We start from the raw sequence: 14,514 nt of genomic DNA on the forward strand, positions 1-14,514 counted from the left end.
AGACATCTATTAGAGAATGAGAGGGAGGATTTATATGACACGTACAAATAATGAATCAATTCAATTCAAATTTCCTGAGGACTTTTGGTGGGGATCTTCGGCATCCGCAACCCAGACTGAGGGGGCAGCTGATCTTGATGGCAAAGGGAAGAATATTTGGGATCACTGGTTTGAAATCGAAGCGAATCGTTTTTTCGATGGAGTAGGTCCTCAAAATACTTCACAGTTCTATTATAAGTATAAAGAAGATATCCAGTTAATGAAGGAAATCGGTCACAATTCATTCAGACTATCTATTTCTTGGTCAAGGTTATTCCCTGAGGGAAAAGGGGAAATGAATGAGAAGGCAGTAGAATTTTATAATAATGTGATTGATGCATTAATTGCAGCAGAGATTGAACCATTCGTTAATCTTTATCATTTTGATATGCCGATGGCTTTACAGGAAACTGGAGGCTGGAATAATCGTGAAACGGTTGATGCCTATGAAAAATATGCGGAAACATGTTTCAGCCTATTCGGTGATAGAGTGAAGAAATGGTTTACTCATAATGAACCGATCGTACCTGTTGAAGGTGGATATTTATATGATTTCCATTATCCAAACGAGGTTAATTTCCAAAAAGCAGTTCAAGTTGCTTATCATACAATTCTATCAAGTGCAAAAGCGATTAAAATTTACAAAACGATGAAACTTGATGGAAAAATAGGGATTATCCTGAATTTAACCCCGTCATATCCGAGGAGTCAGCACCCAGCTGATTTAAAAGCTTCGGTATTGTGTGATGCCTTTTTCAACCGTTCGTTCCTTGATCCATCTGTTAAAGGAACATTCCCAACAGAACTGGTTGATATTCTGAAGGAAGAAGGCTATATGCCTGTTATCGAAGATGGTGATTTAACTATTATTAAAGAGAACACAGTGGATTTACTCGGAGTTAATTATTATCAGCCAAGACGTGTGAAGGCGAAGGATAGTTTTCCAAATCCTGATGGGCCGTTTATGCCGGATCGTTATTTTGATAACTACATTATGCCTGGTCGTAAAATGAATGTTTACCGCGGGTGGGAAATTTACGAAAAAGGCGTCTATGATATTTTAACTAATTTAAAAGATAATTACGGAAACATTGAATGCTTCATTTCTGAAAATGGCATGGGTGTCGAAGGAGAAGAGCGTTTCCGTAATGAAGATGGTATGATTGAAGATGATTATCGAATTGATTTTATCAGTGAACATTTAAAATGGGTGCATAAAGCTTTGATAGAGGGTTCCAATGTTAAAGGCTATCATTTATGGACGTTCATGGATAACTGGTCTTGGAGTAATGCCTATAAAAACCGTTATGGCTTTGTCTCTGTTAATTTAGAGAAAGATAACGAACGAACCGTTAAGAAAAGCGGTTATTGGTTTAAGGATGTTGCTGCAAATAATGGATTTTAATAAGTAGTAAAACAGAGTTTTGAGAATGCAGCCTATACTTTTAGCGCATTGCTCAGAACTCTGTTTACTATTTTTGGATGCAAAAGTTATATACTGTTAGTGAAAGTCTATTATAATGAAGAAAATGGTTGGAGTGTATAGAATGAATAAATACGAAGCAATTTCTGAAGAAATGAGAAACCGCATTCATACGGGATATTATCCAGATGATCTGCCAATTCCTGATGAGCTCACACTGGCAGCGGAGTTTAATTGCAGCCGAATGACCATGAAACGGGCACTGGATATTTTAGTCGCCGAAGGACTAATGCTTCGAAAGCGAGGTCATGGTACATTTATTGTTCAAGCTCCGCTACGTGATGAAACGGTTAATGTGATTAGTGAAGATTCCAAGGGACTTTCAAATTTGGTTCTTGGAAAAAAAGTAGACAGTAAAATCGTTTCTTTTGAGGTACAGTTCCCTTCTGAAGAGGTTGCTAGACACTTGTCAATTAAGAGAGATACGCCTGTTTATTCAATTATACGATTGAGAAATGTTGATGATGAACCATATGTAATTGAAAAAACGTATATGCCTGTTGCATTAATACCTGGACTGAATGAAGAGGTACTCTATGCATCTATTTATAATTATATTCATCAGTCACTAGAATTAAAAATTGGCGGTGCTCATCGGAAAATTCGAGCAGACAAGTCCAATGTATTAGATCAACAATATCTAGACTGTCATCCTACAGACCCGGTTCTTGAAGTGGAACAAGTTGGTTTTTTAAATAATGGTATACCCTTTGAATATTCATTTTCAAGACATCGTTATGACAAATTTGTTTTTACAACCGTTTCCATTAGCAAATAAGAAGGCAGGGAGAAACATGGCATTAGTAGGCGGTATCGAAGCAGGAGGAACAAAATTTGTTTGTGCAATTGGTGATCATACTGGTGAGATAAGAGAACGAATTGAAATTCCAACAACAGTCCCTGAAGAAACAATGGAAGAAGTCATACGCTTTTTTCAAGCATACGACATAGAAGCCATTGGAATAGGATCGTTCGGTCCAATAGATGTAAATCGAGAAAGCCCAACCTACGGATCTATTACTTCGACACCCAAGCCAGGCTGGAGAAACTATCCGATTGTTACTAAAATGAAAGAGCATTTTAACGTACCAATGGGTTTTCATACTGATGTAAATGCAGCTGCATTAGGTGAAGGAACGTACGGAGCTGCAAAAGGACTTAACAGCTGTTTATATATGACCGTTGGTACAGGCATAGGTGCAGGAGCTTTAGTCGGCGGGAAATTACTGCAGGGATACTCGCATCCAGAAATGGGTCATATATTAATTAGAAGACATCCTGAAGACCATTACCAAGGTAAGTGTCCCTATCATATAGATTGCTTTGAAGGGCTAGCAGCGGGACCGGCTATCGAAGCGCGCTATGGAGTGAAAGCTCATGAGCTTGAAGAACGAAGTGATGTATGGGAGTTAGAGGCTTATTATATCGCACAAGCACTTATGAATTTTATCTTAATTCTCTCTCCTCAGAAAATTATTCTTGGCGGGGGGGTCATGAAGCAGCGACAAGTGTTTCCGAAAATCCGTACGCAATTAGAGAATGTGCTAAAAGGGTATGTGGATACCCCTAATCTTCAGGACTATATTGTCAGCCCTGGTTTAGGCAGCAATTCTGGAATCATTGGTTCACTAATCTTGGCTGATCAAGCATTACACGGCAACTAGGATCGTAAATGAAATCTTTGATGAAGAAGTGGAGGTTCAGCAGATGAACGTTAAAATCAATCGGAATGCAGCGAAGGTGTTGAAACAGCTTTTAAACAGTGAAGAAGCTGAAGGGAAATACATTCGTGTTTTCATTACTCATATGCATGGGGACCATGCTCACTATGATTACAAATTGGATACACCAAAAGAACATGATGTAATTGTAAAAACAGACAAAGAAATTGATGTGCTGCTTGACAGTCGTGAAGGATTTTTAGATGGTGTTTGGATTAAATATTTCTTTGTTCCGGAAGCAGGTTTTGAAATCACCAATCCATCAAAAGAGCATCACCACCATCACTAAGTGACAAAAGCCAGACTTTAGGTCTGGCTTTTTGTATGCAAAAAAGTTACCTGTCTTCTAAAAGAATATAATATAGTAAAAAAGTAACCGGTGAGATTTATGTAAGACCATTTTATTTCATTTCACATTGGAATTAGCTAGATTAAAGCGGAAATATGTAGTTTATTGTTACGAATGAAATATAAATGTAATGTTATTATTACGAGATTGATAAATTTAAATGATATACTACTTTTTGTGGGTGAAATATTTACTACTTTAATAATATATTTTTACATATAAAAAATAGATATACTCTAGCAAATAGAGAAGAAAGCAGGGGAAAATGAAATTGAAGAAAAAGCTTATCGCGCTTAATACTACTATTCTACTTGGATTAGGAACTTTTGTTTCAATCCCTTCAGTAAATGCAGAATCTATCAGTGAATTAGAGAAGCAGCAACATACTATTCAGGGAGAACGCACTGGCATTCAATCCGAAATTGACACTGCAGTCGCGAAAATCTCTAAACTTCAAGATGAGCAAGTGCAATTAACTGCACAAATTAAACGAATTGATCAAGCAATAAAAGACAATCAAGCGAAAATTACTGAAACCAAAAGTGATATAGAAGAAACGAACCAGGAAATTAAACAACTTGATAAAGAAATTGCTGTGTTAAAAGAAAGAATTCAAAAACGCAACGAAATTCTTAAAGAACGCGCAATTGCCTTCCAAAAGAGCGGCGGGGATATCAATTACCTTGAAGTCTTGTTAGGTTCTTCAAACTTTGGAGATTTAATCAGCCGTGTTGGCGCAGTTGCAACAATGGTGGATGCGGATCGAACCATTTTGGAAGAGCATGAGTCAGACAAAAAAGAAGTAGAAGAAAAACAAGCAGCAGTTGAAAAAAAACTAGCTGATTTAACTAACATGAAAATTGAGCTAGAAGGAATGCTTGCTCAGATTAAAGACCAAAAAGATCAGAGTCTAGAATTGAGTAAAGATCTTGCTGCTAAAGAAACGGCAGCAGCTGCGATTATTTCCGATTTGAAAGAAAAGGATGCAGACCTTGCCGCTCAAGTTACCTCTATTCAACAGGATATGGTTAAAGAGAAAGTTCGTATAGCAGAAGCAGAAGCTGCTAAACAACGTGCTGCTGAAAAAGCTGAAGCAGAACAAGTTGCTGCTCAAAAGCAAAAACAACCAGCAGCTTCAAGCAAATCTACTGCATCTGCAAAAACAGAACCAACTAGTCAATCAACAAGTCATACATCAACAGCAAAAACAGTGATTAAAAAATCTTCTACAGTACAAACTCCATCAGCACAAGCTGTAGCACCTGTTCGAAATTTAAGTGCTGCAGTTACTGCAGGTAATAAGTATATCGGCAATTCTGTTTATGTTTTTGGCGGCGGACGCACACAATCCGATATCAATAATGGACGCTTCGATTGTTCTGCATTCGTACGCTGGGCTTATTCACAAGCCGGAATTAACGTAGGTTCTATGGGTGCAATCAGTACAGATACATTAAAAGGTTACGGTACAAGAATCTCTGAGAGCCAAATGCAGCCTGGAGATATGGTATTCTTTAATACCTACAAAACAGACGGCCACGTAGGAATCTATGTAGGCGGAGGTAAATTCATCGGATCCCAAAGCTCAACTGGTGTAGCTATTGCCAGCATGACAAGCGGATACTGGAATGGTGTATTTACTGGACACGTTAGACGCTTATAATTGATTGAAAAAGGCTAGTAGAGCGAAGAAGCTCTACTAGCCTTTTTTTTGTTTTCTTTTGGATGGACGCCATCCTGTCTGAGCAAAATAAAAACCCGGTGAGAGACCCCGCCCTGCATATATACTGAATTACGCTGTAACCCCGTCAATAAAGTGTTTAATCATCATGGCTGCAGCACCTAGAGCAGTAGCGTTATGCTTAAGTGCGGATACTAGGAGTATATTGATATCAGGAGCATGTGTATGATTTGGAACTAAGGTATGCCTAATCGAATTAAGTACTTGTGGGAAGGCTTCAATGATGCGGTTTCGCAAAATAATGACTTCAGGATCAAATGTGTTGATGATATTTTTAAGTCCAATCCCAAGATAAAACCCGAAGTTATCGAGCGCTTGTAGAACTTGTGGATCGTTTTGTTTTGCTCGATGTAGAATATCCTGCCACATTAGTGTCTGATTGTTGCTCATTAATGATCGGTGTAAGGCTTTTTCAGAGGCATAGAGTTCCCAACAGCCGCGGTTGCCGCATGTACAACGTGGTCCATTGAAATCAATGACTGCATGTCCCATTTCACCAAATAAGCCGTTCTTACCTTTTAACAGTTTGTTATTTTGGATCACGCCCGTTCCAATTCCTGCATTAATACTGACATAAACAATATTTTTAAACTGTTTAGCAGCTCCATATTCTTTTTCTCCATAAGCTCCTGCATTGGCTTCATTTTCTACAAATACTGGGACTTTAAACGTTTGTTCAAGGATTTGTTTAAAAGGGATTTCACTCCAACTCGAATTAGGTGTGAAGGTTAGTTCTTGGTCATTATTTACGAGACCTGGAACGCCTAAACAGATGCCAATTAAGCCGTATCGGGAATCAGGGATGACTGAGACTTGTTTTTCAAGCAGTTCAATCATTAATTTCTGAAGATCTTCTGGAAGGATTAACTCTATTTTTTGATGTGACTCAGAGACAATGGTTCCTTCTAAATCGGTTAATACAATGGTGAGATAATCAACACCAAGATCTATTCCTATCGTAAAACCTGCATTCTTATTAAAGACGAGCATAACTGGACGACGTCCCCCACTGGAAAGACCCTGACCAATTTCAAATATTAAGTTATCATCAAGTAAATCTGCTACTTGTGAAGATACTGTGGTTTTATTCAGCCCAGTAATTTCAGACAGCTTGGCTCGAGAGACAGGCGAAGTATGAATGATTTCTCGTAAAACGAGCTTTTTATTCATTTTTTTTACAAGTGCTTGGTCCGCACTAATCATTGAACATTCACCCACTTTATATATTGGCTAAATTAAGTATACACAATAAAACATGAATTCTCCCTAATTGATTATAACTTATCGACTTTTTCTAAAAAAGTATTGTATTTTTTAAATATTTGGCTTATTATTTGAACATAAGTTAGTTTAACCAAACAACTAAGTAAAAGGTTTATTTTTTTGATGCTTGATGACAGCGTTTACAATTTGGAGGGAACATGTATGAAATATCTGTATACAGTCATAGTGGCAGCAGTCATGCTTTTTGCTTTTACTGCAAATGGTCAGGATACTTCCAAGGAGAAGAAAAAAGAAAATGAGGAAATTATTATTGGGTTATCCATTGATGATTTACGTCTTGAAAGATGGCAAAAGGACAGAGATTTATTTGTCGCCCAGGCTAAAAAATTAGGTGCTAAGGTGATTGTTCAATCAGCAAACGGTGAGGATGCTAAGCAAATGTCACAAACTGAGAATTTGTTGTCACAAGGTGTTGATATTCTGGTTATTATTCCACATAGTTCTGATGCGATGGCATCTGCGGTGGATTCTGCTAATAAACAGGGAGTACCCGTTATCGCGTACGATCGGATCATCACAAACTCAAATGTAAATGCTTACATATCGTTCGATAATATCAGGGTTGGAGAAATGCAGGCAGAGTATCTTGTGAATAAGGTCCCTCAAGGGAATTATTTCTTGATTGGCGGATCACCGACTGATAATAATGCGAAATTATTCCGTAAAGGTCAAATGAATATCTTACAACCATTGATTGATAAAGGTGATATTAAGGTAGTTGGTGACCAATGGGCAAAGGATTGGCAGGCTAATGAGGCCATGTCGATTATGGAAAATGGGTTAACGAGTACGAAGAATAATGTGGACGCAGTCGTGGCTTCAAATGATAGTACAGCAGGCGGTGCCATTCAGGCTCTTGCTTCACAAGGAATGGACGGCGACGTAGTTGTTTCTGGTCAAGACGCAGATTTAGCCGGCTTGCAGCGGATAGCTGAAGGCAAGCAGGCAATGACTGTGTATAAACCAGTTAAAACACTTGCAACTGAAGCAGCGAAGTTGGCTGACAGATTGGCCAGAGGCAAAGACATAGAAGCTAATGGAAAAACAAATAACGGAAAGATTGATGTTCCATCTATTTTACTTGATCCAATCTCAGTTGACCAAACGAATATCAAAGAGACAGTCATAAAGGATGGATTCCAAGAAGAAGCTAAAATTTATAAAAATAGTAAATAACCATCATTTTACTAAGAAAGGGGGCTAAGAGAATGGTTGATTATATTCTGAAGATGGAAGGAATCGTAAAAGAATTTCCTGGTGTAAAGGCCCTTGATGGCGTTAGTTTTTCAGTGAAACGCGGTGAAATCCATGCGTTATGCGGTGAAAATGGGGCAGGGAAATCTACACTTATGAAGATTCTCAGCGGAATCTATCCAGAAGGTACTTATACTGGAGATATTATGATTGACGGAAAGAAAATCAGCTTTCAAAAAATCAAGGATTCTGAACAAACAGGTATTTCGGTTATTTATCAAGAGCTTGCATTGGTGCCGGAGCTGTCAATTGCAGAAAATATTTTTCTGGGAAATGAATTTTTAAGCAAAGGGCTAATCGATTGGGATCGAACGCTAATTGAAGCAGCAAAGTGGCTGGAACAGGTTGGGTTAGTTGTGAATCCTAATGAAAAAGTGAAAAATTTAGGCGTAGGGCAGCAGCAGCTTGTAGAGATTGCAAAGGCACTGTCAAAAGAGAATAAAATGATTATTCTGGATGAACCGACAGCTGCACTAACTGAAACAGAAGTTGAGACCCTAATTACACTGTTAGAAAACTTGCGAAATAAAGGCGTAACGTGTATTTATATTTCACATAAACTCAATGAAGTGATGCGGCTTTGTGATTCTGTCACCATTTTACGTGATGGGAAAACGATTGTAACGAAGGAAATTCACGAACTTAATGAAGATAAGATTATCTCTTATATGGTTGGTCGAGAGCTTACTCAGCTTTACCCAATGGATAAACGTGAAATAGGGAAACCAATGCTAGAGGTAAAGAATTATTCGGTAATTGATACAGAAGGGAAGCAAGTTATTCAGAATGTAAGCTTTACTGTTCATCAAGGAGAAATACTTGGGATATCAGGCTTAATGGGATCGGGAAGAACTGAACTGTTCACCAGCATATTTGGCGCGTTTGAAGGAACTGCGGAAGGTGAAGTTAAAATCGATGGACATAGAGTCACGATCGGCGATACAGCGGCAGCAGTTAAATATGGACTTGCATACGTTCCAGAGGATCGTAAAAAGACGGGACTTGTACTAGGTGCAAGCATTAAAGAAAACACGATTATAGCTTCTATAGATACAATTTGTAAGAATGGTATTGTTGATGAATCAAAAGGAATATCGGCAGCTGAAAAGTATATGAAGATGCTTAGGACGAAGGCGAATTCTATCCATACGATTGTTGGTACTTTAAGCGGAGGAAATCAGCAGAAAGTAGTGCTTGGTAAATGGATGATGACAGCTCCTAAAGTTCTAATTCTAGATGAACCGACGCGAGGTATCGATATTGGTGCTAAATCTGAAATCTATAACATTATGAATCAATTAGCAAAAGAAGGGTTAGCGATTATCATGATCTCTTCCGAACTTCCAGAGGTATTGGGTATGTCAGACAGAATTCTGGTCATGTCTGAAGGGACTGCTCCTAAAATATTAACGAAGGACGAAGCAGATCAACCTACGATTATGAAATGGGCAACTAGGGGGAAAGAACATGTCAATGCCTGAAGCTGGCAACTCAAAATTAGTAAACAAGCCTAGCATGAAAGACAAACTACAATTTACGTTTAACCTGCGTCAATATGCGTTACTAATTGCTGCTGTATTAATTACGATTATCTTCACGATAGGGACAGATGGAGCGTTTCTATCATCACGAAACATCTCAAACTTATTTACACAAATGTCCGTCACAGCTATTCTCGCCATCGGAATGACACTGGTGATTGTTTCAGGCCATATTGATTTATCAGTGGGTTCTCTTGTGGGGCTGACAGGTGGTATAGCAGCTATTCTTCACGTCTGGTTTGGCTGGGGAACAGTCCCAACAATTGGAGCAGCATTGGTCATTGGGGTCATTGGAGGTGCTATCCAAGGCTGGTGGGTTGCATATAAAAAGCTGCCGGCTTTCATTGTTACACTTGGTGGAATGATGGTTTTTCGAGGGATTCTGATTGGTGTCAGTAAAGGGGAGACAGTCGCTCCGCTTAACAACAGCTTTAAGGTAATTGGTCAAGGTCACATCCCCTATTTAACAGGGTTTATCATTAGCGCAGTTATTGTTATTATCGCGATTTATATGACTTTCAGTAATCGAAAGAGAAAAGAAAAGATGGGGCTTACACTACCGAGTGAGACCATTGATTATGGAAAAACAACCGGTTTCGCCGTGGTTTTCATGCTGTTTGTCTATGTCATGAACCGCTACTTGGGTATACCCGTACCATTTATGATGGTACTAGTGACAGCAGCGATCTTCATGTTTATTGCTGGAAAAACAAAGTTTGGCCGTTACGTATATGTAATTGGCGGAAATGAGGAAGCAGCCCGCTATTCAGGGATTAATATAAAGCACAACGTATTGTACGTATTCACACTAATGGGGCTGCTTTCAGGAGTTGCTGGGGTTTTACTGACCAGCCGTTTAAATGCTGCTACAACAGGTGCAGGGAATATGTTTGAAATGGACGCGATTGCGTCAGTTGTAATTGGCGGAACAAGCTTAATGGGAGGGATTGGTACAATCCCAGGTTCGATCATTGGTGCCTTAATTATGTCGAGCATCGATAATGGAATGAGCATGATGAATATTGAACCATTTTGGCAGTATATCGTGAAAGGGTCCATTCTAGTCCTAGCTGTATGGATGGATGTAGCTACAAAAAAGAAAAAATAATTTGAGGAGGAACTAACATGACAAAATATTTTAATGACATTCAACAAGTTAAATTCGAGGGAGGAGCTTCAAAAAATCCATTCGCATTTAAATATTATAACCCCGAGGAAGTCATCGGTGAGAAAACAATGAAAGAACATTTGCGTTTTTCTATGGCATATTGGCATACATTCAATGCAGATGGATCTGATCCATTTGGTGCTGGTACGATGCTGCGTCCATGGGATAAATTTCAAGGAATGGACCAATCAAAAGCTCGTGCGGAAGCTGCGTTTGAACTATTCGGTAAGCTGGATATGCCATACTATGCCTTTCATGATGTGGATATTGCGCCAGAAGGTGATACCTTACGTGAGAGTTTCCAGAATACAGATCAAATGGTCGCTGTACTTAAGGATTATATGAAAGCAAGTGGTGTGAAATTATTATGGAATACGGCCAATATGTTTACCAATCCTCGTTATGTACATGGTGCTGCAACATCAAGTAATGCTGATGTATTCGCTTATAGTGCGGCAAAAGTTAAAAAAGGACTTGAAGTTGCGAAGGAATTGGGTTCAGAAAACTACGTATTCTGGGGCGGTCGTGAAGGGTATGATTCGTTATTGAATACCGATATGGGTCTTGAACTAGATAACTTAGCACGTTTTATGCACCTAGCTGTAGATTATGCGAAAGAAATTGGCTATACCGGTCAATTCTTAATTGAACCGAAACCAAAGGAACCTACCAAGCATCAATATGATTTTGATGTGGCAACTGCCCTTCAGTTTTTAAAAAAGTATGACTTAAGTGATCATTTCAAAATGAATATTGAAGCTAACCATGCTACCCTTGCTGGGCACACGTTCGAACACGAAATCAGAGTAGCTCGATTAAATGGTGCGTTAGGTTCACTTGATGCGAACCAAGGTGACCCACTTCTTGGTTGGGATACAGATGAATTCCCAACTGATATTTATACCTCAACACTGGCCATGTATGAAGTACTTGAAAATGGCGGAATCGGTTCTGGCGGATTGAACTTTGATGCGAAGACACGCAGATCTTCAATTGATCCTGAGGATTTGGTGTACGCTCATATCGCAGGCATGGATAGTTTTGCAAGAGGATTAAAAGCAGCTCATAACCTGCGTACGGATCGTGTTTTCGAAGATGCGATTGCCAAACGTTACAGCAGCTATACGGAAGGTATAGGTTTAGATATTGTTGAAGGAAGAGCGGACTTCAAAATGCTTGAAAAGTATGCGCTTGAACATGATCAAATCAAGAATCAATCAGGTCGTATAGAATTGCTTCGTTCGAAGATTAACCAGTACATTTTTGAAGCATAAAAGTATCAGCTTATATAATATAGAAGGAAAGGGTAGAATTGTTCATTATTCTGCCCTTTTTTTAACAAAGGAGAAGAGTAGATGAAATATGTAATTGGTATTGACTTGGGAACAAGTTCAGTTAAATCGATATTGGTGAATCAACTGGGTGAAGTATGTGATGAAACTGCACAAGAGTATCCACTTATTCATGAGAAATCCGGTTACAGTGAACAAAATCCAGAAGAATGGGTTAATCAAACTGTTAAGTCATTGAAGGAATTAACGATTCGTTCTGGTGTTTCTGCTTCTGATATTGAAGGGATTAGTTTTTCTGGACAGATGCATGGACTAGTCTTACTCGACGATCATATGCAGGTGCTTAGGAATGCAATTCTTTGGAACGATACACGCACGACTCCTCAATGTCAGCAGATTATTCATGAATTTGGAGATACGGTACTTGCCGTTACGAAGAATGCGGTTCTTGAAGGATTCACCCTGCCGAAGTTATTGTGGGTTCAGCAGCATGAGCCAGAATTATTTGCAAAAGCAGCGGTGTTTATGCTTCCAAAAGATTATCTGCGTTTCCGACTAACGGGTGCCATACACATGGACTATTCGGATGCTGCCGGCACCTTACTATTGGATGTAATTAATAAAAACTGGAGCGAAGAAATAGCCTCCAAATTTTCAATCCCGCTTTCTATTTGTCCGCCTCTTGTTGAATCGAGTGCGTGTGTTGGAAACTTGATACCTGAGATTGCTGAACAAACAGGACTTTCTACAGATACGAAAATAATGGCTGGCGGTGCGGATAACGCTTGCGGTGCAATCGGTGCAGGAATCGTTTCAAAAGGAAAAACACTGTGTAGTATTGGTACTTCCGGAGTCATTTTATCTTATGAAGAAGAAAAAAGTCGTGATTTTGCCGGTAAGGTTCATTTCTTCAACCACGGAAAGGAAGATGCCTATTATACGATGGGGGTGACACTTTCTGCCGGACAGAGTTTAAAATGGTTTAGAGAAACCTTTGCAGATGGAGAGACATTTGAGGAATTAACAGCAGGACTAGAAGAATTGCCGATTGGGTCAGGCGGTCTATTATTTACTCCTTATTTATATGGAGAGCGGACACCTCATGCGGATTCTTCAATACGTGCTAGTTTTATCGGGATGGATGAGACACATACAAAGAAACATTTTGCTAAGGCTGTTATGGAGGGAATCACCTTTTCACTTCAGGAATCGCTGGAAATTTTCCGAAGCCAAGGAAAAGAGATTGAGTCAATTGTTTCTATAGGCGGCGGTGCAAAGAATCCGGTTTGGCTGCAAATGCAGGCTGATATTTTTAACGCACAAGTGTTGACGCTTACAAGTGAACAAGGGCCTGCAATGGGAGCAGCGATCTTAGCAGCTGTTGGTTCAGGTTGGTTCCGTACGATTGAAGATTGTTCAAAAACATTTATTGGAACAGCATCTATATACGAGCCGAATCCTGAGGCGGTTATCCGTTATCAAGAGTTGTTCGCTGTCTATCAAAATGTGTATGGTAAAACAAAGGAGATATGTGCAGCCCTGCAAAATTTCAAAGGACAATAAACATAGAATGGAGGTTTCAAAATGTCTAGTTATATTAAAGAAAGTCAGTATCTTGGTGAAAAAGCAATCGTATTTGGAAATAGTCAGCTGGAAGCAGTCCTTTTACCTGGATTAGGCAGTAATCTAATATCGTTAAAATTGAAGTCAAAGGACGCTGACTTATTACGGGTACCTGAAAGTAAGGCTCAGTATGAAAAAAACCCAGTACTCTATGGTATGCCAATCCTTTTTCCGCCAAACAGGATAGACAGTGGGATTTTTACATATGACGGCCAAACCTACCAACTTACTAAAAATGAAGAAAAATATAATAATCATCTGCATGGTTTTTTATATGATAAACCGTGGAAAGTATTGAAACAAGATCGAAATGCTGAAAGTGTTCGTATAGTAACAGAAATCAATAGTGATGACTTTACTAGTATTACGAAACAATTTCCCCATTCATTTTCTGTAAAGATGACGTATACATTAGATGGGGGTGTCCTCTCAACAAACGCAACGATTAGTAACCATGGGACGAGGAAGTTTCCATGGGGACTAGGTTATCATACTACGTTTAATTTGCCCATCTCAGCAGACGGGGCTCTTGAGAATTGTACAGTTTCGCTGCCAGTAGATGAACATTGGACGCTTAATGAGCGTATGCTTCCTATAGGGGAAATCCGCAAACTGACAGATGCAGAAGAGTTTCAACAAGGAATCTTGCTTTCTGATAAACTCTTCGATGATGTTTATGGTTATGCAAAGGAATCAGAGCTTGTTAATGAAGCAGTCATTACCGATCATAATGAAGGCATCAGGATCCATTATAAATGTGATAAACGTTTTGGACACTGGGTCCTTTTCAATGGAAATGGAAAAGACTTAAGCGGTTTTGTCTGCCCAGAGCCATATACATGGGTTACGGATGCACCAAATGTAGATTTGCCTGATTCAGTTACGGGATTCCGTGAATTGAAACCAGGAGAAGAAGTGAACTTGATCAGTCAGCTGATTGTCGATACATTTTAGGGGTTGAGATTTTTAAAAGAAAAAAACTGTTACCTTCGCTAAAGTGTACCCTTTGTAAAGGGCAT

General features: G+C 39.1%; 12 protein-coding genes. 11 read left to right on the top strand and 1 reads right to left on the bottom strand.

Translation table 11 applies throughout. From position 1 onward, the window contains the following. The first annotated feature begins 34 nt into the window (after positions 1 to 34). The 5 genes from MHI18_RS16845 to MHI18_RS16865 all read left to right on the top strand — a co-directional run bounded on the left by MHI18_RS16845 (position 35) and on the right by MHI18_RS16865 (position 5,255). Entirely contained in the window at positions 35 to 1,444 is a 1,410-nt protein-coding gene (locus MHI18_RS16845) for a glycoside hydrolase family 1 protein (protein ID WP_340848961.1), read from the top strand. Between the two features lie 142 nt (positions 1,445 to 1,586). Next, positions 1,587 to 2,300: a GntR family transcriptional regulator gene (locus MHI18_RS16850; RefSeq protein ID WP_340848962.1), complete on the top strand. Its 714-nt coding sequence runs from the start codon at positions 1,587 to 1,589 to the stop codon at positions 2,298 to 2,300. A 16-nt stretch (positions 2,301 to 2,316) separates the two neighbouring features. Continuing rightward, a complete protein-coding gene (locus MHI18_RS16855) occupies positions 2,317 to 3,186 on the top strand; it encodes an ROK family protein (protein WP_340848963.1) in 870 nt (289 codons plus the stop codon). 43 nt (positions 3,187 to 3,229) lie between these two features. After that, positions 3,230 to 3,532: an iron-sulfur cluster assembly accessory protein gene (locus tag MHI18_RS16860; protein WP_340848964.1), complete on the top strand. Its 303-nt coding sequence runs from the start codon at positions 3,230 to 3,232 to the stop codon at positions 3,530 to 3,532. 325 nt (positions 3,533 to 3,857) lie between these two features. Next, positions 3,858 to 5,255, top strand: coding sequence for a coiled-coil domain-containing protein (locus MHI18_RS16865; protein ID WP_340848966.1), 1,398 nt, complete (start codon positions 3,858 to 3,860; stop codon positions 5,253 to 5,255). 129 nt (positions 5,256 to 5,384) lie between these two features. Here the strand turns inward: MHI18_RS16865 and MHI18_RS16870 are convergent, their stop codons facing one another. Then, entirely contained in the window at positions 5,385 to 6,536 is a 1,152-nt protein-coding gene (locus MHI18_RS16870) for an ROK family transcriptional regulator (protein WP_340848967.1), read from the bottom strand. A gap of 222 nt (positions 6,537 to 6,758) precedes the next feature. On the opposite strand from MHI18_RS16870, the gene xylF reads away from it, so the two are divergent. From xylF to MHI18_RS16900, 6 genes are all read left to right on the top strand, one after another. After that, the gene (gene xylF, locus MHI18_RS16875; RefSeq protein WP_340848968.1) at positions 6,759 to 7,793 is read left to right on the top strand and encodes a D-xylose ABC transporter substrate-binding protein; all 1,035 of its coding nucleotides are present in this window, start codon (positions 6,759 to 6,761) and stop codon (positions 7,791 to 7,793) included. Positions 7,794 to 7,825: 32 nt separating this feature from the next. Continuing rightward, complete coding sequence (locus MHI18_RS16880) at positions 7,826 to 9,352, top strand: xylose ABC transporter ATP-binding protein (RefSeq protein ID WP_340848970.1); 1,527 nt, start codon at positions 7,826 to 7,828, stop codon at positions 9,350 to 9,352. Then, positions 9,339 to 10,520 carry a sugar ABC transporter permease gene (locus MHI18_RS16885; protein WP_340848972.1) on the top strand — a complete coding sequence of 394 codons (1,182 nt, stop codon included), beginning with the start codon at positions 9,339 to 9,341 and terminating at the stop codon, positions 10,518 to 10,520. The genes MHI18_RS16880 and MHI18_RS16885 overlap by 14 nt, the downstream gene beginning before the upstream one ends. A gap of 17 nt (positions 10,521 to 10,537) precedes the next feature. Then, the gene (gene xylA / locus MHI18_RS16890; RefSeq protein WP_340848973.1) at positions 10,538 to 11,854 is read left to right on the top strand and encodes a xylose isomerase; all 1,317 of its coding nucleotides are present in this window, start codon (positions 10,538 to 10,540) and stop codon (positions 11,852 to 11,854) included. Positions 11,855 to 11,935: 81 nt separating this feature from the next. Then, positions 11,936 to 13,435 (top strand): xylulokinase, encoded by a 1,500-nt coding sequence (xylB, locus tag MHI18_RS16895; protein ID WP_340848974.1) that lies wholly within the window; start codon positions 11,936 to 11,938, stop codon positions 13,433 to 13,435. 21 nt (positions 13,436 to 13,456) lie between these two features. Further along, positions 13,457 to 14,449 (top strand): aldose 1-epimerase, encoded by a 993-nt coding sequence (locus MHI18_RS16900; RefSeq protein ID WP_340848975.1) that lies wholly within the window; start codon positions 13,457 to 13,459, stop codon positions 14,447 to 14,449. The last annotated feature ends 65 nt before the right edge of the window (positions 14,450 to 14,514 follow it).

The sequence above is a fragment of the Peribacillus sp. FSL H8-0477 genome (genome assembly GCF_038002765.1).
Classification (GTDB): Bacteria; Bacillota; Bacilli; order Bacillales; family DSM-1321; genus Peribacillus.